The sequence below is a fragment of the Bifidobacterium scaligerum genome (assembly GCF_002802865.1).
Lineage (GTDB): Bacteria > Actinomycetota > Actinomycetes > Actinomycetales > Bifidobacteriaceae > Bifidobacterium > Bifidobacterium scaligerum.
In genome coordinates, this window is the sequence record NZ_PGLQ01000001.1 from 233,848 (window position 1) to 252,259 (window position 18,412).

Here is an 18,412-nt window from a genome sequence, read left to right on the forward strand (position 1 = left end):
CTCGAACGGCTTTCAGAATAACACCCATCAGGGGACTGACAATATGAAAACCCCGGTGTTTTGACAAGTTTCCCATCTCTGTACATAATCATGTTCGACATCCAAACAAAATAGTTGCGGCATACGGCCAAAGACGGTCGAGCACGGAAAGAAGACCAACATGAATAACACCACACGCGTAGCCATAGCCACGGCCGCCATCGGAGCCCTGCTCATCCCGCTCGCGGGATGCGGCAACACAATCGCAAGCTCGGGCAAGACCGAACTGACGGTATGGTCGTGGGACGCCAGCATCGATCGCGCCGCCAAAATCTTCATGAAGGCCAATCCCGACATCACGGTGAAGGTGAGCAACGTCGGCAGCACCGAGGAGACCTACACCGCGCTCAACAACGCGGCCCAGGCCGGCAACGGCCTGCCCGACGTCACCCTGATCGAATACCTCGCCATCCCGCAGTTCGTGCACTCGGACACACTCATGGACCTGAGCAAGGTCTACGACACCGTCAAGCTCAAGAAGACGTTCACCCCCGGCACATGGAGCTCCGTGAACATCAACGGCGGCGTGTACGCGATGCCTGCCGACTCGGGCCCGATGGCCTACTTCTACGACAAGGACGTGTTCGACAAGGCCGGCATCAGCGAACCGCCGACCACGTGGGACGAGTTCTACGAGGACGCGAAGAAGATTCGCGCCACCGGCTCCTACATCATCTCCGACTCCGGCGACGCGGGCCTGTTCAACGCGATGATGTGGGCCATGGGCGGCCACGCCTACAAACTCAACGACGACAAACTGACCATCAATATCACCAAGGACAAGGGCGCCCAGCGGTTCATGAACCTCTGGCAGAAGATGCGCGACGAAGACCTCATCGACGTCCACACGAAGACCTGGACCGACGACTGGATGAAATCCCTGGGAGACGGCTCCACCGCCAGCCTCATCAGCGGCGCATGGATGGCCAACAACCTCCTGCAGGGCGTGCCCCAAGCCACCGGCAAATTCCGCGTAGCCCTCCTGCCCACCATCGACGGAATGCCCATCAACGGCGAATACGGCGGCAGCGGACTGGCCATCACCAAGAAGATCCCCGACGGCAAACTCGACGCCGCCAAGAAGTTCGTCGAATACGTCACCACCAACAACGAAGGCATCGACGCCCGCGTATCCAACGGCAGCTTCCCCGCCACCACCAAGACCCTCAACCAGAAGGACTTCCTCGCCAAGACCACGCTCAGGAACGCCGACGGCAGCGACAACGAGTTCTTCGGCGGCCAGAAATACAACGAGGTCTTCTCCCGGGCCGCCAAGGACGTCACCGGCAAATGGGAGTTCCTACCCTTCGAGCCCTACGCCCGCTCCATCTACAACGACAATATGGGATCATTCTTCTCCGGCAAGGAGACTTTCAAGGCTGCCGCCGACAAGTGGCAAAAGGCTTTAAAGAACTATGCCGCAGATCAAGGATTTAGCGTTCAATGATGGAATAGAGTGGCTGACAGGAGGCGTTTGTTCTTGCCAGCCACTTGTGCTTGTTTTTTACGCTTTATCGGCTGTCCATACGAGCAGGGCTCCGGCGAGGGAGACGACGATGACGCCGAACACGGCCGTAAGAGTGATGGTTTGGTGCAGGATCAGCGCGGCGATGACCACACTCATGGCTGGGTCGATGGAGAACAGCGTGCCAACCACGCGCGCCGACGTGATGCGCCCGGACAGCGTGTCCATCGTGTAGGGAATCGCCACTCCCAGCACTGCCGACGCGGCGATGACGCCCCATTGGGCGGGCATCGCATGCGCGGCGTGGCTGACCGATACCGGCAGCGTGGTGAGAGCGGCGACCGTGACCGACAGGGCGAGCCCGTCCAGTCCGGTGCCCTTGCCGACCTTGTCGGCGAACAGCGTGTACAGGCCGAAGCAGCAGGCCGAACCCAAGGCGAACAGGTAGCCGGCCGGGTTGAAGTAGCCTCCCGGCGTGAACGAGATCAATCCCACACCCACCAGCGCGACCACCGCGCACAGTCCCTCGCGCCAGTGATGAGATCCGGCCAGGGCGACCACGCATGGGCCGAGGAATTCCAGGGTGACGGCCACGCCCATCGGGATGCGGTCGATGGCCGAGTACAGGCAGACGTTCATCGCCGCCATCGCCAGCCCGTAGACCACGATGCCCAACCATTCGCCTTTCGACCGGCCCGCGAGTTTCGGACGGATGAGCGCGAGCATGACGACCGCGGCGACAAGCATACGCATCGAACTGACCGGAATCGGACCCAACGCATCGAACAACGACGCCGACAGGGACGAAGAGGTCTGGATGCCCAACGAGCCGACTGTCACCATGCCTGTTGCGAGCAGTATTTTGTCTCGGGTATTTATAGATTTCATCGTTTGATTCGGCTGAGAATATCCTGTTCGGTCAGCAGCATGGATGCCTCGATATTATCGTCGCCTAGGAAGAACTGCGGCAATTCCGGAGCGTTACCGTGTTCTCCTAAAGCCGGGGAAATTGAAATTGCGTCATATTGTGCAATACGTTCACGAATACGATGACGTATCTGCATCGGGTTCTTACCAATATGGTCAAAAGTAGATCGCGATTGAATTACCAGCGTGAAAGCACTTCCCAGATTGCGACTACGGCGTTTAACGTGATGTGGGGTACTGAAATTGATAAAGAAATCAACACCTCCATACCAAAAATCCCAATTGGGATCGTTTGGATTGGTAGGTGCGGAAGCAGGCCAAGGTGTCTGATCCGCTGTTAGTAGTTCCTTGAGAATAGCGGAAGCTAAATTCTTATCTTCTTCAAGATTATTGGTACCCGCTCCTTCAATCCAAAGAACAATTGTCTGATTCGAATTTTTCATGATTGATTGAACTGCCGCATTGAACAACAGTGCTATTTGCTGATATCCTGCTGAAACATCAGCAAGACCAAACAATAAATCATTGTGTCGGAACGCCAATGGTGCAAAAATACACGGGAACCCCTTGCTTTGAACAGCTTCGTCAAATTCCCGTAGATATTTCATCGCTTTTGCTGGTGCTGTGTGGATATCAAAAAGCGCACTTTTGTCGGAAGAATCAGTAGTCATATCCCCTCCTGTAAATGAAACTGATTTACGTCAAATGATGCCAGGTGTGTCTTCTTGATAGTTCGTTTTGGGATGCTATGTCATCTATAGATGACATCCGCGCCGCTTGTGGAGAGAATGCTCCAGGCGGGGCTGTTCGACATACTCTCCGCAATCGGCGCGGGAACGCGGCCCCGGGCCATGCGCTGTGCGCATGACCGTGCTGTCTGGCCGCTCGCATGCTCGCGGCGGTGGGCCGCGCGGAATCTGACGAAGGGTTTGCGGCCACCACCAGCATGCCATGCGCTCCGTCTGCGTTCCCTGCGCCGTGTCCCGCGCCGCTCCCGTGCCTGCGCTGCGACGGCGAACCAGCATGCCGTCTTCGCTACGGCCCGGATCGTCGCGGTCCACGCCTCCGGTCTCTCCGCCTGCGCGCATGGCAGGCGGGTGGTGTCCGAAATGGAAACCACACGGAAAGGACCGATGGACATGAACGACATGGTGGATACCCGCACGGCGGGAACCGGACTGGCGAAGCGCGTACGCGACGGGTTCCTTCAGGACCGGCGTGAACTTGGACCGGCGGAAGCGGCCGACAAGTGGTTCGCGCCCCTGATGGACAGGTGGAACGGCCTGTTGTCGCGCGACGAGGGCGGTTTCTCCCATGAGGAGCGCGTCACGCTGGCGGTGCTGATGACCGAGTGCCTGAGCATGCGGGACGCGCTGATACTCGCATCTTTGCGCGAAATGAGCGGCGGCGAACTGCACATGCTGTACGCCCAGCCGCATTCGATGGAGTCGGCGGCCGTGGTCATGCGCGAACTGTCACGGGCGTTCAAGGACGCCGCCTATCAGCCGGACACGAGACGCGGGGAACGCGCGACGGCGTTGCTGGAATCGGTGACGGCCGACGCCCCGGACGGATACAAGGCACAGCCGATGGCGTCGTGCGCGTACCTGCTGTGGATGGCCGACCGTTCGACCGCCGCCGCGGTGCGCGCGCTCAAGGCCTTGGCCTTGGACGACGACTGCTCGCTGGCATCCCTCGTGCTCGCGGCCAGCGAACACGGCATCCGCCCCGCGTGGACGGAACGCCGCCGCCACTGAGCGTCGGCCGTGGATTCATCTGGCTGGGGCTTCCGATTCCGGAAGCCCCAGCCAATCCCCAATCATCTGTTTTTCAAGGAGACAATCATGGAAACCGCAATCATCGAACGTCCCGTATCGGCCGACGAGGGCATGGAGGAATCGAACATCGTCATGCTGGACGTGGGACTTATCGATCCGAACCCCGCGAACCCGCGCCGTGACGTGGGCGATGTGTCGGAACTCGCGGATTCGATACGCGCGCAGGGCATCCGGCAGAACCTGCTCGTCACTCCCACGCCGCAGGGACGCTACCTGCTCGTCATCGGGCATCGCCTCCTCGCCGCCGCCAAACTCGCCGGATTGAGCTGGGTGCCCGCCGTGGTGGCCGATTTGTCGGAACGGGAGCAACGCGAGCTCATGCTCGTGGAGAACAGCCAGCGCGCCGACCTGACCGTCATCGAGGAGGCCGACGGCTATCAGGGGCTTCTCGATTTGGGCGTGGGCGTGGACGAGGCGGCGCAACGCACCGGCCGTTCCACGTCATTGGTGCGCCGACGCCTGAAGATAGCCGCCATCGGCGAGAACGTGCGAAGCAAGGCCGGAACAGCCCAGCTGAGTATCGACGACTGGGAGACCATCGCCGACTTCGACCGGCATCCAGACCTTCAGGAACGGCTCGCCGAGGCGGCAGGCGGCAAGAACTGGAACATGGCCGTCAAGCACGCCCGGCAGGAGCGAACATGGCGCGAATGGCTCGACACGGCACGAGCCGAATTGGAACGCATGGGCATCGACGCGGCCGACGAACAGCCGAACGCGGACAACTGGTATGACTCGCCAAAGGGATTGCGTCGCACCACGATGCTGACCACGGGCGACATTGCCAAGGCCATCGACGCATGGCGCGACTCCCATGACGGAGCCACGCCCGTCGTGGGAGTGCGGGCCGAAGGCGCGTCATGGGCGCGCGGCATCGCCCTGTACGAAACCGTGGACGAGGAGGCCGAGACCGCGGCCCGCGAGGCGCGTGAGGCGCGTTGGCGCGAGGAACGGGAACGCGAGGAACGCGAGACGGCACCGGCCAAGGAGTTCGCGCGGGCAAGCCGTGATTTGCGCATCGCGTTCGTGACGCATCTCATGGAACTGAAATCCCAGCCGAAGGGCATCGGCAAAGCCGTCGCCCTGCTGTCCGCGAGATTCGCGCTCGATACGCTCACCGAGGGATTCGACCAATGGAACAGTCATGCCGAGGACGTCTGGGAGCAAATCACCGGCATCGGCACGGCGGGCGACGACGCCGATGATGCAAAGCCGGAGGACGAGGCCGAAGACCCGTTACGCGAGTCCGTCACCGCGATGATTGCCGGCGACCCGCAACGGGCCGCGTTCGGACTGCTCTACGCCTTGGCCGAAGAGCGCGTCAGCTGGGAAACGTGGCGTGACGCGGCGACCATCGCGGAACACGCCGCACCGTTGTACGAGGCGTTGGAAACACTCGGCTACCGCACCTCGGACACGGAAGCCGAAGCCCTCAACGGCTCCCTCGTACCAATCGATGACGACGACAATGGCGAGGATACCGGCATAGGGCAGGACAGCGAACCGGACGACGATGGGGCGTCGCAAGCCGACGACGCATCCGGCGAGCCGGACGACGCCGAATAAGCGACGGACGGGGCGGAACCGGAATACGGGTTCCGCCCCCGTCCGGGCGCGAATGGCGAAACGTGACGGCGCATGCGCGCCCGCGCCTTCCGGAGCCAAGCGGCGGCGGGTGACGTTCAGCCGTGGCGGGAGGAGCGTCGTCGGAGCCGCGCGTCGCACCAATCCATGAGCATGCTCGCAAGCACGGCCGTGAGAAACGTGGCGACGATCAACGCGAACGAGCCGTCCAATGCCGGAGCGTCCGAGCCGGCGAGGAAATGCATGAGCAGGAACGCCAGCATGAGCAATCCCGACAGCATGGCGAACGCCGTGAACACGGAGTTCACGAGGAACACCACGAGCCGCAACGGGTGCGCGAACAGGGCAAGGCACGAGGCCACGCCACGCATCAGCATGCGTATCACGCCCGTCGCCAGCGACAGGCCAAGCATCACCAGCAGCATCGGCATCGCCGTCACCTCCCGTATGTAGCCAATGTCATCCAGCGTAGCCGCCAGGACGCGGGAAACCGAATCGCAATCCCTCCGGGTCCAATCCAATCGAACCGGATTCTCCGGCGTCACCGGCATCGGCCGCATTCGCCGTTGCGGCGTTGTCTTCCGTCAGGGCAATCTCCGGTGTATCGACGGCGGATGCCGGTCGGCCGTCGGATTCGAGGGACGAATCCTCGTCATCATGGATTTCGCCGTGACTATCGGCGGGATTGGCCTGCCCGTAGTCGGGCGTGACGGCATGGAACGCCATGCCCGTCTCCCTTGGCTCCATCCTGAGCGTGCGCACGAGCTGGGCGCGAGGCATGTGATGGTCGTCGCAGAACGATTGGGCGGCGTCACGGAATCGTTCCGCGGCCCAGCGCATATCGTCCAGCAGGATACCCAAACGCGACAGTTCGCCGCGTTTGCGCCGAAGCGCCTCCAACTCGGCATCCAATGCGTTGTCGGCGATGGCGCGCATCGCCCGGTTGCGTTCCCTCGGCTTCGCCATGACGGTCTCCTCACGGTGATTGTTCTTCACTGCCCCGCATCGTAGAACGACGCCGGCAATGATGCCGGCGGACACGAAACGGAACCGGCGTCGGCATGCGAAACGTGACCTGAAGTCCGCCGCGCATGGCGTGGCGCCAAGGCGAAACTGACCGGTGCGCAACCATCCCCTCCCCGGAGGGGCGGTTGGTGTGTAGCAAGCATCGCCGGTGTACGTACACCGGCGCGGCCCCGCGAGGCTCGGGGCCGATCGCGGGACACCCGTGGAACCCGATATGAGGAGGCGCCGATGGGTTGGAAAGGCAACCGTTCCAGGACGATCCGCAAGGCGGTCACGTTCAGCGAGGAGGAATGGCGGTGGGTGGCGGACTCGCTCAAAGTGGAGAACCGTCAGCGCATCCAGGCCGGGCTCAGGCCCGTGGGATGGATGGCGTTCGCCCGCAACAGGATCAGATGCGCCCACCGCGTCAACATCACCGTGCCCGCGAACCTGCATGACGTGAGCGCCCAACTGGCGAGGATCGGCAACAACGTCAACCAGATCGCCCGTCACGCGAACACCACGCGGGAGACGGACCTGGCCATGCTCTCGCGCGTGTTCGACGAGCTGCGCCAGGCGGAACGGCTGGTCGCGGGCCTGCGCATCCGGGTGGAGACCGACGTTGACCCCAAAGGGGTGCCCGAATGGCTGTAGTCAAGATCGGCAAGATCAAAAGCACGCTTGCCCGCAGCATCGCCTACGTGACGAACCCGGCCAAGACCGACGGCTACCGGTGGGCCTCGACCACCGTCGGCGATGACATCACGGACGCCGAGTCCATCGCCCGAGGCTTCGAATGTGCGTTGGACGCCACGAAAGGCGGCTCACGCCGGCAGGGGGCCGTGTTGGCGCTGCATGTGATCCAATCGTTCGATCCCACCGACCAGGTCACGCCCCGATTGGCGCATCTGATCGGGGAACGGTTCGTCCGGGAGATCACCGGAGGCACGCACGACTACGTGATTGCCACCCACACCGACAGATCCCACATGCACAACCACATCCTCATCTGCCCGGCAGACCGGATCACGGGCAAGGCCCTGCGTCTGAGGAAAGGAACCCTGGGCGAATGGCGGAAGATCAGCGACCGGCTGTGCCGCGAATACGGGCTGCACACCCTCATGCCGGAACGGTCCGGGCGCGTGGCCCCGTCGATCGGGGAACTCCATCTGAGCGCCAGAGGCGGCAACATCAAGGACCGGTTGCGCACCAGCATCGACACGGCCTGCATGAACGCCCATGACTTCGCGGGCTTCCGCCGCGAACTCGCGACGCTCGGCGTCAACGCGACCGTGCGCGGCGGACGCATCACCTACACGCCATGCGGGCAGACCCGCGGAATCCGAGACCGGCGACTGGGCGTGGCATACAACATGCTCGCCATCATGGGCAAGATCCACCGGCGCACGCTCAGCGAGATCACCTTCCACGAGGCCATGATCGCCCGTCGGACGGATACGGCGGTGACCGTTCGGGTGCCCGGCACGCACGGACGCCTGCGCCTGTCCATACCGTGCGACCGGCTCGTGCGTGACGGAAGGATCTGGCACGCCTACCTGTCCGACGACGTCAGACAGGTGCTCACCGACGAGAACGGCGGCTATGCACGTTCAACGGACTGCGAGGGCCTGTACGCATGGTTCGCGCGGCCCACGCTGCGACTGGAGGACTACTGCCGTCAACGGTTCGACGGCCGGGACCTGACCGGCGTGAACGGGCGCGCGCTGCGTCAGGCAATCGCCTGCGACCGGCTCGCCGACAGCCTGCGCGAGCTCAAGGTGCTCGCCCAGGTCATCGACGAAGGCGACGGCCGGCTGGCGACGCTCGGCCGACTCACCGACTCCGTCGAACTCAACGCGAAGCACATGCGCGCCCTGATCGCGCTCATCGCCGACAACCATGATCAGGGAGCCGACGCCACGGGACTGGAGGCCCAGCTCGCCATCGAGGAGCAGGAGACCCGTGGCCTGGCCTCCGACGCCCTCGCCCTGCGCCGGCTCATCGCCCGCACCACGCCAACCGCCGAACGCTCCGACGGCGCACGGCGCGCGCAACGCCGCGATGGCGGGCATCGTGTCCGCCGCAGGAACCGGTGAGCCGGCGGAAGCTGGAACGCAACGAACCACGACGGATGACGGGAGAATCCTATGGCGGCCGAGGACCAGGCACAGGAACTCATGATGCGCGTCAGCGAGCAAGGCACGCGCGTCATCATCGACGTGACCAAATACGGGCTCGACAAGGCGCTGCACCTGCTCGGCATCGGCGTGCATGCCACCGGCGAGACATTACGGCGTATCAGGACCACCGGCAAGGTGGACGGCAAGACCCTGCATCGCACCGGCGAGCCGATCAACGTGCAGGAAGTCACCGGACGATACGCCCGACAGCTCGAACACGACCTGAAAAAGGCCGGCATCACCTTCCACATCGAGCACGACCGCGACACCGGCCGCACCTTCCTCCACTTCCAAGGCAAGGACGCCGACGAGGTCAACCACGTCGTCTCACGCATCGTCGAACGCCTCAACCGGGAACTCGCCCGGCAGGAGACCGCCACGATTCCCGAACCCGGCGACGCCGATCCCGCACGGCCGGCCACGGAGACAATGCCGGCACCGGAACGAGAGGAGCCGAATCCGTTCCTCGAACCCTCCGACGACGCGCTGCGCCTCGCCTTCGACGCCGAATCGCCATCGAACGGCCGGTTTGACTTCCGCACGGTGCCCTGGGACCGTGACGCTGCGATCATCACCGACCAGCTCGACCGGCTCCACATACCCCACCACACGCAACGGGTCGCCGACGACACGGTGCGCTTCACCTACCCGGCCGGCCAGGCCAGACGGATCGCCGACACTATCGAAACCCTGACCGCACGCTCACGGGGCCTGGACTGGAACCGCATGGACATCCCCGCCCCGGACGGCGGCGTGCGCCGCCCCAAAACCAAGCAGCAGACCTTGAACGACATCCGCACGCGGGCCGGCAAACGCATCGAAGGGCAACGCCGCACCGCGCCCTCGAAGCAACGCACCCGCACCCGGTGAACGGATGCGCGACGACCATGACCGGAAAGGAGCATCGTCATGCCCGAGCTTTCAGCCAACGCGCGTTGGCTCATGGACAACCTCATCGACAACGACCGGCAGGCCCTGGCGGACATCGCACGACGCGGCGAGCAATACGCGGCCGCCGGCATGCCGCAGGACAATCGGCTGGGCCAGGTCGCCCGCATGGTCGTCGATGACGCGATCCGACGCCACAACCAGGCATGGCCCGACGCCTCGATCAGCTTCCCTGCGCCGGACCTCGATCAGGCCTCCGACGAGATCGCCCAACGCATCCGCACGCAGGCCGCACCATCATGGAACACGCCCGACGCCATGCAGACGCCGACGCGATGGCAGCCCGAGCAGCCCGGGAACGCGCAGGTCCCGGTCCCGGAGCCGAGGCGGAACGAGACGGCTGTCGGCCGGCCCGGCGGCGAGCAGACGGCGCAACCCGCGGCCGGTGGAAGAACAAGGGAGATCTGGCCGCGCGTGAACTTCCCCAACAGCTACGTGCACCTGTACCGGATGACCTCCAAGGACGGGCGCATGTTCGACAAGATGCGCGTGGCGATACCGCAGGGCACCAGCATCCGCGGCGTGGACCTGACCGGATGGCAGCTCGACCGCTTCCTGACCGACCATGCGAGGGACGCCAAACTGAACGGGCGCGACGTGACCGTCAGCTTCAAACCCGGCGAACCGGTGGAACTGTGGCGTGGCAAAGGCGAGCAACGCGAGACCATGCGCATCGACGACGCATGGCAGCTGTGCCGCGCCGTCAAAGCGCAACGCATGGCCTATGCGAGGCAGCACGCCGAAAACAAACCGGTCACCGCCACCACCGGCACCCCAGCCGGCGAGGAACCACCAGCAGCACCCGGCCCGGAAAACCCCGAACCGGCGGCCGCGCAATCCCGGCCGGCCGGCAAGAGCCGGACGCTCGACGCCATCAAGGACAGGGCCGAACGCCGCGCGCAAACACCATCCACCGCGCAGGCAAGAACGCAGACGCAAACACAGACAAGGAGCCGATGATGGCGGAAGACGATCTGACGATCAACGTATGGGTAGGCAACCTCGGCCGATACAACGAGGGCACGCTCATCGGCGGATGGCTGCGCCTGCCCACGGACGAGCAGCGGATCGACCGGTTCCTCACCGAACAGGTAGGACTGACGCTCGACGCGCAGCAAGCCTATGAGATCGGACGCCAAGGAGGCGTCACCTATGAGGAATACGGCATCTTCGACCACGAATACACGGGCCTGCTCGCCGCACTCGACTACCGGCCCGGCGAATACGAAGACCTCCACGCCCTGAACACGCTCGCGCAAGCCGCCCGGATCTTCGCGCAAGACCAGCCCGAAGCATTGGAGGCTGTACGGCTGGCGGCCGATATGAACGGCGTGCACGACCCGATCGGACTGGCGAACCTGCTCGTCCAATCCGAGGACATCGAATACATGACCTACGACCCGCCGCAAGGCATCACGCAGGAGAACACGCCCGACCTGGACGAGATGTACGGCTGGCATTGCGTCAACCAAAGCACGGAACTCGCGAAACTCCTTGACGGACCATACGGCATGTACTTCGACGTGGCGAAATACGGGCGCGACGCCGTCATCAACGACAACGTCACCCTCGCCGACCACGGGTTCCTGATCGACGCCACCATCCCCGACACCAAACGGTATTCCGGCACGGAACTCAAGCAGATCATCGACGCCTACACCGACGACGAGCCCGGTCTCGACGCCACGACGCAGTCGACCCCCGACGCGATGCGGATGATCGAGCGCTGGGGAGACACGCACGACAACGTGATGCGATCGGACGGCACGGAGCGCATCACCGAACGCATCATGCAGGCCAACGACACCGATGGCGACACCCTGCGCCGACAGGTCCAAGGCCTCGTCAAACCGGTGGCCGACCAGCTGGACGGCGACATGCCCTCAGGCTCGGCCACGTTCGCCCGACTCGTCGCCGAACACGCAGCAGAACACGCCAATCCCGACCAGATGCCGGCACGGGAACCGTTCCGGCTCGAATCACTGCTCGAACCCAGCGAACGCATCATGGAATACACGCTCGCCGGCACGGCGACGAACTGGGGAGCACCCGTCTACCAGTGCATCATGCCCGCCGATTCCACCGACATCAGCGCCGGATTGGAGGACACCCTCCAACGCATCATCGCCGACCGGACCGGGCGCGGCGACGCCGCCTCGATACTCGCCGAAACCATGGGCGCCAGACCCGCCGGCGAACTCGACCCCGCCGACGGCATCACCCCGATCGACCAGGGATACGCGCTGCCCGCACCCATCACCTCCTTCAACCCCAAATCGGCGAAAGAGGAAGAGCCGAACATGTCGAAAGGCAGGGACGCGGTGCTCGACGGCATACGCCAACGGGCCAGCCAGCGCGCCGACGACCCCACAGCCCATCCGTCCACGCCGGACCGGACGAAGACCCGCAACCGATAAGCCGCCGAGGAGACCAGCATGACCAACATGGACACCGCCTACCGGCAACTGCAGGACGAACTCAAACGCCTCGGCTACGAGCTGCGCATGGAAGGCTTCGGCATCCTTCAGCCCCAAGGCTCCTACGGGGACATCGAACCACCGTACCGGCTCGTCACCCTGCGTGAGATCCCCATCGAACCGTTGCCCGAATGGTCGGCCGACGTGCACCCGCACGACATCACCTACCGGTTCGACGCCGCGCGATACCAGCACGACCGCGAACAACGGGACACCGTTGACGTGCGCGACTACGAAACATGGACGCGCACCGTATGCGACGAACAACACGTGCAGGGCCGCGTGCTCATCGACATGGACAAAACGGCGGAGGAACGCATCGCCGACCTCGCCACCGCAATCCACTACATCCAATCCGCGAACCCCGCCTGCCGCTCCTACCCGGTGGACCGCAAGACCCGACGCAACGAACTGCCCGACCGCACCCGCATCAGTCAGCCGATCGACGACTACCGGGACCCGTGGAGCATCCGGGTCATGGCCGCACGGGAACAGGCCCTCGACACGCTCTCCTCCAAACACGTTCGGGTGGCCAAGGCCCGCGCAGAATCCGACGCGCTCACCGGCGGCGGCCGCGACGCCCGCGCCATCGGTCGAGACGCCATCAACGCCGTCCAAGGCAAAGCCCCGAACATCGACAAACCCATCAGAAAACGCAGACCAGGCCGATGAGCGACGCCCGACATCCGCAGGCCTATGCGCGCGGCATCCTCACCGATGACGCCAGATTCCACACCGACGGCGACGGCAGGACGACGGCAACCCTGACCGTGAACGCCGGCACCATGGACACGCCGCTCATCATCCGCGTGCACGCGGCCGGAGACCATGCGGCATACCTGCGCGAACAGGGCGCGCTGCAGGGACGACGGCTCATCGTCCACGGCATCATCCACGAAGAGGAAAACGCCGACGAAGTGTACATCCTGGCCGACGAGATGGCCCTGCACACCAGCGTCAAGGACACGCTCCCGTGAACACGGCGCGAACAATCACGATCATCGATGCAGGCGAGGAAACCGTTGGCATTCCAATCACACGCGGGAACTCGGCCATCTACGATGCGGAAACACCCGTGGGACGCATCCTTGCCGCGATGTGCGACGGAGGCGACACCATCGAGAACCGCCAAGGTCTCACGCGCATCACCAGCGCCGCCGACGCGGGAAACAGACAGCCGGCACTCGGACGCGATAAGCCTTTGCAAGCGGACACCGCCGTCATGCAGCCCGCGGCCGACGATCCGCCATGGACTAGGGAACAGACGCTCACGAACATTCGCGTCCGCGCCGAACACCGCATCAACAGTCGGATTTCGCAAGCGGCCGACGTCCCCGCAGGTGATGACATGCGACGAACCATAACGCAGCACCGCGGCGGCACGGAAAGAGACAGGGGAAACCAATGAAACGCCTGCAAGCCATACTGCCCGCGGCCATGGGACTGTTCACGCTGTTCTGGCTGGGCGACAAGATCGGCTACCAGATACGCACCGACCTGGATGAAGGCACGAGCGTGATCGACCTGATGAACAGATTCTGGCTCGACCTGTACCATCCATTCCACCTATCCACGAACCATACCGATTTGCTGTGCGGACTCGCCGCAATGGGAGTCGGCCTGCTGATTTGGGCATACAAGTACACGGCGCGCCTGAACCTGCGCAGCGGCGAGGAACACGGTTCCGCCCACTGGGGCACTCCGAAGGACATCAAACCGTTCATCGACCCCGTGGAATCCCGCAACATTCGATTCACCGCGACCGAACGGCTCTCCATAGACACGCGACGCACCCTGCGCAACCTCAACGCGCTCCTGCTCGGCTCATCAGGCTCCGGAAAAACCCGCTACTACGTCAAACCCAACCTATTGTCCGTGGACATGAACTGGGCCGTCACCGACCCCAAAGGCGAACTCAAACGTGACACGGAACACGCCATGCGCGATCGCGGATACCAAGTCAACACGCTCGACCTCATCCACCTCGACCGGTCCGACCGGTTCAATCCCATGCGCTACATCGATCCCGAAGAGCCCCAATCCGCGATCCTGCGCCTGACCGACAACCTTGTCACCAACGCCGCCGGAGACCGCAAAACCGGAGACAGCTTCTGGCAGGACGCCGAAAAAGCACTCCTATGCGCCCTCATTGCATGGACCTACTACACCGAGAATAAGCCCACCCTCAATCAGGTCACCGACACCCTCGACCGCATGGGAGCCAGCGAACAGGACGAAGACAAGGAATACATCATCGACGCGCTCTTCGCTGAAACCCAAACCGAAATCCACCGCATGCGCGAACACCCCGACGACTACGACGAGGAAACCCGGAACATGCTCGACGGGCTCGCATTCGCATGCGCCCAATACAACACGTTCCTCAAAGGCGCCGGCGAAACCAAGAAAAGCATCATCATCACCACCGGCGTCCACCTCGCACCCCTCCAAGTGCATGAGGTACGCCGGATCCTCGACGGCGACGACATCCGGCTCGAAACCCTCGACCAAGGCAAACGCATCATCTACCTCGAACTGCCCGACACCAACGCCACGTTCTCCTTCATCGCCAGCGTCTTCTACCAATGCCTCTTCGAAACGCTTGTGCGAAAAGCCGACGCCAAACCCGACGGCGTGCTCGACCGCGACGTGCACTGCATGCTCGACGAATTCGCCAACATCGGCAAAATCCCCAACTTCGTAAGGCTCATCGCCACCATACGAAGCCGACGCATCAGCTGCAGCATCATCCTCCAGACCGTAAGCCAAGGCAAAAGCCTCTACCGAGATGACTGGGAAACCATTGCCGGCAACTGCGACAGCCAGCTCTTCCTCGGCGGCAACGAACCCAGCACCACCAAATACATCAGCGACCGACTCGGAGACCAGACCATCGACGTCATCGAAACCAGCGAAACCAAAGGCCTCAACGGCAGCTGGACGCGCAGCACCCGTAAGAACGCCCGAAAACTCCTCACCCCGGACGAACTTGGACGCATACCTGCCAACCAGTGCATCTACCTACTCAGAGGCATACCGCCGTTCCTTAGCAATAAGGTTTGTCATCTATAGATGACAAACCCCTCTTTTCACAGGCAGCGTTTTGAATAAAGTGCCAGTATAAATGTGAGGTTCATCACAAAGACGTTGATGAATCCTCAGCGTCTGGTGAAGCCTCGTCAGACGTACACCCTTAAAAGAGAAAGAGTCATCATGAACACCGTCAAGCGCAAGCTTCTTGGCGTTTTCATACCGATGCTGGCTATGGCCTGCTTCGCAACACCGGCAATCGCCGGCAACGTGAGCAGCAGCAGCTGGAGCGGATATGCCAAGAACTGGTCTACCTTCGATACCCCTAACCGGCAGAAGCAGAATAGCTCAGCTTCCTTCGTGCGAGCTGATAATGTATCTGGGAATCGTACCATTAGGGTATGGGCCCTTGGATACAGCAATGATGACGTGTCATCCAGCGTTGAATTCCTGCGCAGCAATAAGAGTGCTCTTGTATCAAATAACGCTTTCAAGAACGGCCCCAAGCAAATTCATTTGCGTATGCAGAATGTAGAGAACTACATCTCTGCAACGTCTGCGTATGGTGTCTGGAGTCCGGACTCTAACTGATAACGACTAATAACGATGTGGGTGGTGCCACATATTCGGCGTCACCCACATCGTCATTAGAACGATATGGGAGCAGGGAGTAAAGCATGAATAGATTTGTATTCCGTCGGCAGTTGGCGCGAAACGTGTGCAGTGTTCGTTCGCTGGTTGTCGTGGCTATGTCTGTAATGCTGATGGCGGTGCAGTATTGGACCACGTACCACGCGGGGTATCGAATCAGGGAAAGTGCGCCATCGCTCCTGAAGGATGTGATGCTATTCAACCAGTATGGTTCGGCATCCACATTGTATCTGTATTTGCTGCCGTTCTTCGCGGCCCTGATGGGTGGGAGCGTGTGGGCGGTGGAGGAGCGTAGCGGTCGCCTGCTGAACATGCTTCCGCGCGAGGGACGTTCCGCGCTTTTGCATACAAGCATGCTGTCCGGTTTTGTGCTGGGTGGCTTGGGTGGGGTGTTGCCGTTGATCGTCAACCTGTTGGTTTCGGCTGTTCGGACACCACAGTTGTCGTTCATCGAAGGTACATCGGCGGATGAGAATGGCATGATGCTGCCTAAATATGTACTGATTGATTCGTCGTCGTGGGCGTATCCGTTGTACAGGATGAGTCAGCCGTTGCTGATTGCGGTGATCCTGTTGTTGGTGTTTGTCTTGTCGGGTGCGTTCGCCCTGTTGGCGTTGGGCTCGTCCCTGTTCATCCGTCGCAGGCATGTGGAGCTGCTGGTCCCGTTCGTGGCGAGTCTGGTGTGGTGGATGCTGCCCGCGCTGACCGGTGGCCTGGTTCCCGACGAGTGGAGCCAGATCATCTTCCTGAATTTCTCGCATTGGGATGCGCCTGGCACCGCGTGGCGCAATTACTTGGGGATGCTCCTGATGACGGTCGGGATGACGGTCTGCTCGCTGGTGCTCGCGCGGGTGAAGGAGGCCCGCGATGTGCTCTGATCTGTTCCATCCGTTCCGGACCGCGCCACGGGTGATGCGCATCGCAGTGGGGCTGGTGTCCCTGATCGGCGCCGTATGCGCCGTGAGTCTGCTATACGGGGGCTTGGCCCCATCCCTGCACGACGATTACATCGGGTTCATGCGTGTGGGCGCCACTTTGTGCTCGTTGCCGCCGTGTCTGATCGCGGTGGGCGCGGGCAGTGCGAGGTATGGCGCGTTCGAACGGGTGCGCCGCGATCCGAGGAACGAGTTGCGGCACAACCTCGCGTGGCTGACTCTGATGGGCCTGTTGACAGGGGCGTGCTCGGGTGTGGTGTTCGCACTGACCGAGTTCGTCCTGCTCGGCCGGCCGTTCGAGCCGGGCTCGCTGTCGCTGACGGCGATGCTGACAGTGCAGACGGTGATGATGTGCGTGGCCGTGTCGCTGCTGGTGCTGCTGCTGGCGAACTGCGGGCTGCCGTTCTCGCGGACGCTGCCGGTGCTGATTGCCATCCTGCTGTTGGCGAATTGGATGCTGCTGCCGTTGACGGGCGAGGTGACCCGGTACGTGTACTACTTCTGGTATCCGATCAGTCCTTATTGGCCGGATGTGCTCGTCGGGCAGGTGGCGCCGTTCGTCGGCTGGTGTCTGCTGCTCGTCGTCGCGAACGTCGTCGCCTTTGGACACATGGACAGGTTGGAGGCGTGACATGAACGATAGTGGTCGGATGAAGTGGCAGATGGCCCGGTTCCTGCAGTCGCTACATCGGCGCAACGGGTTGCGCGCGATGCTGCTCGTCATCTACGCGGTGGTCGTGTACCGGTTCCTGATCAGCGGTATGGATCCGGGCGTGTTCATCGGCATGTTCCGCTCGTCGGATTCGCCGTTCACTCCGGGGCTGGCGTACAACATGTATGCACTGGCGTACGCTCTGTTCGGTATGGCGATCCCGTTGGAGCAGTTCTCGGAATGGCTCGCCGTGCCCGAGTGCATGGTGTACGTCAGACGCGGCCGGGGACCGGGACGGTTCCTCGCCTACCTGCTCATGATCACCGTGTACTGCGTCGTCTACACCCTGATCCAAGCCGTGGCCCAGCGGATCATGTTCCCGGACGAAGACCCGGTCGCGTTCGCAGGTTCGGCCGTGTGCGCGGCGTGCGTGCTGCTGGCTGCGATGCTGACCGCGAACCTTGGCTACTTGTCGGGGTCGCGCATCGCTGGCTACTTCGTCGTGGTCGTACTGCTGGGACTGCTCATGTCGTTCTCGGAACCGCAGCAGTGGCTGCTCGCCGTCGGTCCGCTTCACGTACCGAACTGGATGCCCGCGGCCATCCTGACGATCCTCATATGCGCCGCGGCGAACCTGATCGCGTTCAATCGGATGCAGATTCTCTGAAGAGGTCGGGATGA

20 protein-coding genes are annotated in these 18,412 nt (G+C 62.6%); 16 read left to right on the forward strand and 4 right to left on the reverse strand.

Features of this window, described 5'->3' with window-relative positions:
- Positions 1 to 160: 160 nt before the first annotated feature.
- Positions 161 to 1,486, forward strand: a complete 1,326-nt coding sequence (locus CUU80_RS00900) for an ABC transporter substrate-binding protein (RefSeq protein ID WP_100495474.1) — start codon at positions 161 to 163, stop codon at positions 1,484 to 1,486.
- Positions 1,487 to 1,543: 57 nt separating this feature from the next.
- On the opposite strand, the gene CUU80_RS00905 is transcribed toward CUU80_RS00900, so the two are convergent.
- Entirely contained in the window at positions 1,544 to 2,392 is an 849-nt protein-coding gene (locus tag CUU80_RS00905) for an EamA family transporter (protein WP_100495475.1), read from the reverse strand.
- Positions 2,389 to 3,102, reverse strand: a complete 714-nt coding sequence (locus CUU80_RS00910) for a YqcI/YcgG family protein (protein ID WP_100495476.1) — start codon at positions 3,100 to 3,102, stop codon at positions 2,389 to 2,391. The genes CUU80_RS00905 and CUU80_RS00910 overlap by 4 nt, the downstream gene beginning before the upstream one ends.
- A 468-nt stretch (positions 3,103 to 3,570) precedes the next feature.
- On the opposite strand from CUU80_RS00910, the gene CUU80_RS00915 reads away from it, so the two are divergent.
- Entirely contained in the window at positions 3,571 to 4,188 is a 618-nt protein-coding gene (locus CUU80_RS00915) for a DUF4192 family protein (protein ID WP_133119377.1), read from the forward strand.
- 87 nt (positions 4,189 to 4,275) lie between these two features.
- Positions 4,276 to 5,835, forward strand: coding sequence for a ParB/RepB/Spo0J family partition protein (locus tag CUU80_RS00920; protein ID WP_100495478.1), 1,560 nt, complete (start codon positions 4,276 to 4,278; stop codon positions 5,833 to 5,835).
- A 116-nt stretch (positions 5,836 to 5,951) separates the two neighbouring features.
- On the opposite strand, the gene CUU80_RS00925 is transcribed toward CUU80_RS00920, so the two are convergent.
- Both CUU80_RS00925 and CUU80_RS00930 read right to left on the reverse strand, forming a co-directional pair.
- Positions 5,952 to 6,284: a hypothetical protein gene (locus CUU80_RS00925; protein ID WP_055427651.1), complete on the reverse strand. Its 333-nt coding sequence runs from the start codon at positions 6,282 to 6,284 to the stop codon at positions 5,952 to 5,954.
- A 28-nt stretch (positions 6,285 to 6,312) separates the two neighbouring features.
- Entirely contained in the window at positions 6,313 to 6,819 is a 507-nt protein-coding gene (locus CUU80_RS00930) for a hypothetical protein (protein WP_133119378.1), read from the reverse strand.
- A 288-nt stretch (positions 6,820 to 7,107) separates the two neighbouring features.
- On the opposite strand from CUU80_RS00930, the gene CUU80_RS00935 reads away from it, so the two are divergent.
- The 13 genes from CUU80_RS00935 to CUU80_RS00995 all read left to right on the forward strand — a co-directional run bounded on the left by CUU80_RS00935 (position 7,108) and on the right by CUU80_RS00995 (position 18,398).
- A complete protein-coding gene (locus tag CUU80_RS00935) occupies positions 7,108 to 7,512 on the forward strand; it encodes a MobC family plasmid mobilization relaxosome protein (protein ID WP_055427653.1) in 405 nt (134 codons plus the stop codon).
- The gene (locus tag CUU80_RS00940; RefSeq protein WP_055427654.1) at positions 7,503 to 8,954 is read left to right on the forward strand and encodes a relaxase/mobilization nuclease domain-containing protein; all 1,452 of its coding nucleotides are present in this window, start codon (positions 7,503 to 7,505) and stop codon (positions 8,952 to 8,954) included. Before CUU80_RS00935 ends, CUU80_RS00940 begins: the two co-directional genes overlap by 10 nt.
- A gap of 51 nt (positions 8,955 to 9,005) precedes the next feature.
- Complete coding sequence (locus tag CUU80_RS00945) at positions 9,006 to 9,908, forward strand: PcfB family protein (protein WP_100495480.1); 903 nt, start codon at positions 9,006 to 9,008, stop codon at positions 9,906 to 9,908.
- Positions 9,909 to 9,947: 39 nt separating this feature from the next.
- Entirely contained in the window at positions 9,948 to 10,946 is a 999-nt protein-coding gene (locus CUU80_RS10920) for a hypothetical protein (RefSeq protein WP_239519409.1), read from the forward strand.
- Complete coding sequence (locus CUU80_RS00955) at positions 10,943 to 12,403, forward strand: antirestriction protein ArdA (RefSeq protein WP_100495481.1); 1,461 nt, start codon at positions 10,943 to 10,945, stop codon at positions 12,401 to 12,403. Before CUU80_RS10920 ends, CUU80_RS00955 begins: the two co-directional genes overlap by 4 nt.
- Positions 12,404 to 12,421: 18 nt before the next feature.
- The gene (locus CUU80_RS00960) at positions 12,422 to 13,135 is read left to right on the forward strand and encodes a hypothetical protein (protein WP_100495482.1); all 714 of its coding nucleotides are present in this window, start codon (positions 12,422 to 12,424) and stop codon (positions 13,133 to 13,135) included.
- Positions 13,132 to 13,440, forward strand: coding sequence for a hypothetical protein (locus CUU80_RS00965; RefSeq protein ID WP_100495483.1), 309 nt, complete (start codon positions 13,132 to 13,134; stop codon positions 13,438 to 13,440). The genes CUU80_RS00960 and CUU80_RS00965 overlap by 4 nt, the downstream gene beginning before the upstream one ends.
- Positions 13,437 to 13,871 carry a hypothetical protein gene (locus CUU80_RS00970; RefSeq protein ID WP_100495484.1) on the forward strand — a complete coding sequence of 145 codons (435 nt, stop codon included), beginning with the start codon at positions 13,437 to 13,439 and terminating at the stop codon, positions 13,869 to 13,871. Before CUU80_RS00965 ends, CUU80_RS00970 begins: the two co-directional genes overlap by 4 nt.
- Positions 13,868 to 15,535, forward strand: a complete 1,668-nt coding sequence (locus CUU80_RS00975) for a VirD4-like conjugal transfer protein, CD1115 family (RefSeq protein WP_100495485.1) — start codon at positions 13,868 to 13,870, stop codon at positions 15,533 to 15,535. Before CUU80_RS00970 ends, CUU80_RS00975 begins: the two co-directional genes overlap by 4 nt.
- A 141-nt stretch (positions 15,536 to 15,676) precedes the next feature.
- Positions 15,677 to 16,084, forward strand: coding sequence for a DUF2712 domain-containing protein (locus CUU80_RS00980; RefSeq protein ID WP_174514764.1), 408 nt, complete (start codon positions 15,677 to 15,679; stop codon positions 16,082 to 16,084).
- Positions 16,085 to 16,170: 86 nt separating this feature from the next.
- The gene (locus tag CUU80_RS00985) at positions 16,171 to 17,022 is read left to right on the forward strand and encodes an ABC transporter permease (RefSeq protein WP_133119379.1); all 852 of its coding nucleotides are present in this window, start codon (positions 16,171 to 16,173) and stop codon (positions 17,020 to 17,022) included.
- Positions 17,012 to 17,710 (forward strand): hypothetical protein, encoded by a 699-nt coding sequence (locus CUU80_RS00990; RefSeq protein WP_100495487.1) that lies wholly within the window; start codon positions 17,012 to 17,014, stop codon positions 17,708 to 17,710. Before CUU80_RS00985 ends, CUU80_RS00990 begins: the two co-directional genes overlap by 11 nt.
- Before the next feature lies 1 nt (position 17,711).
- Positions 17,712 to 18,398 (forward strand): hypothetical protein, encoded by a 687-nt coding sequence (locus tag CUU80_RS00995; RefSeq protein WP_100495488.1) that lies wholly within the window; start codon positions 17,712 to 17,714, stop codon positions 18,396 to 18,398.
- Positions 18,399 to 18,412 lie beyond the last annotated feature (14 nt).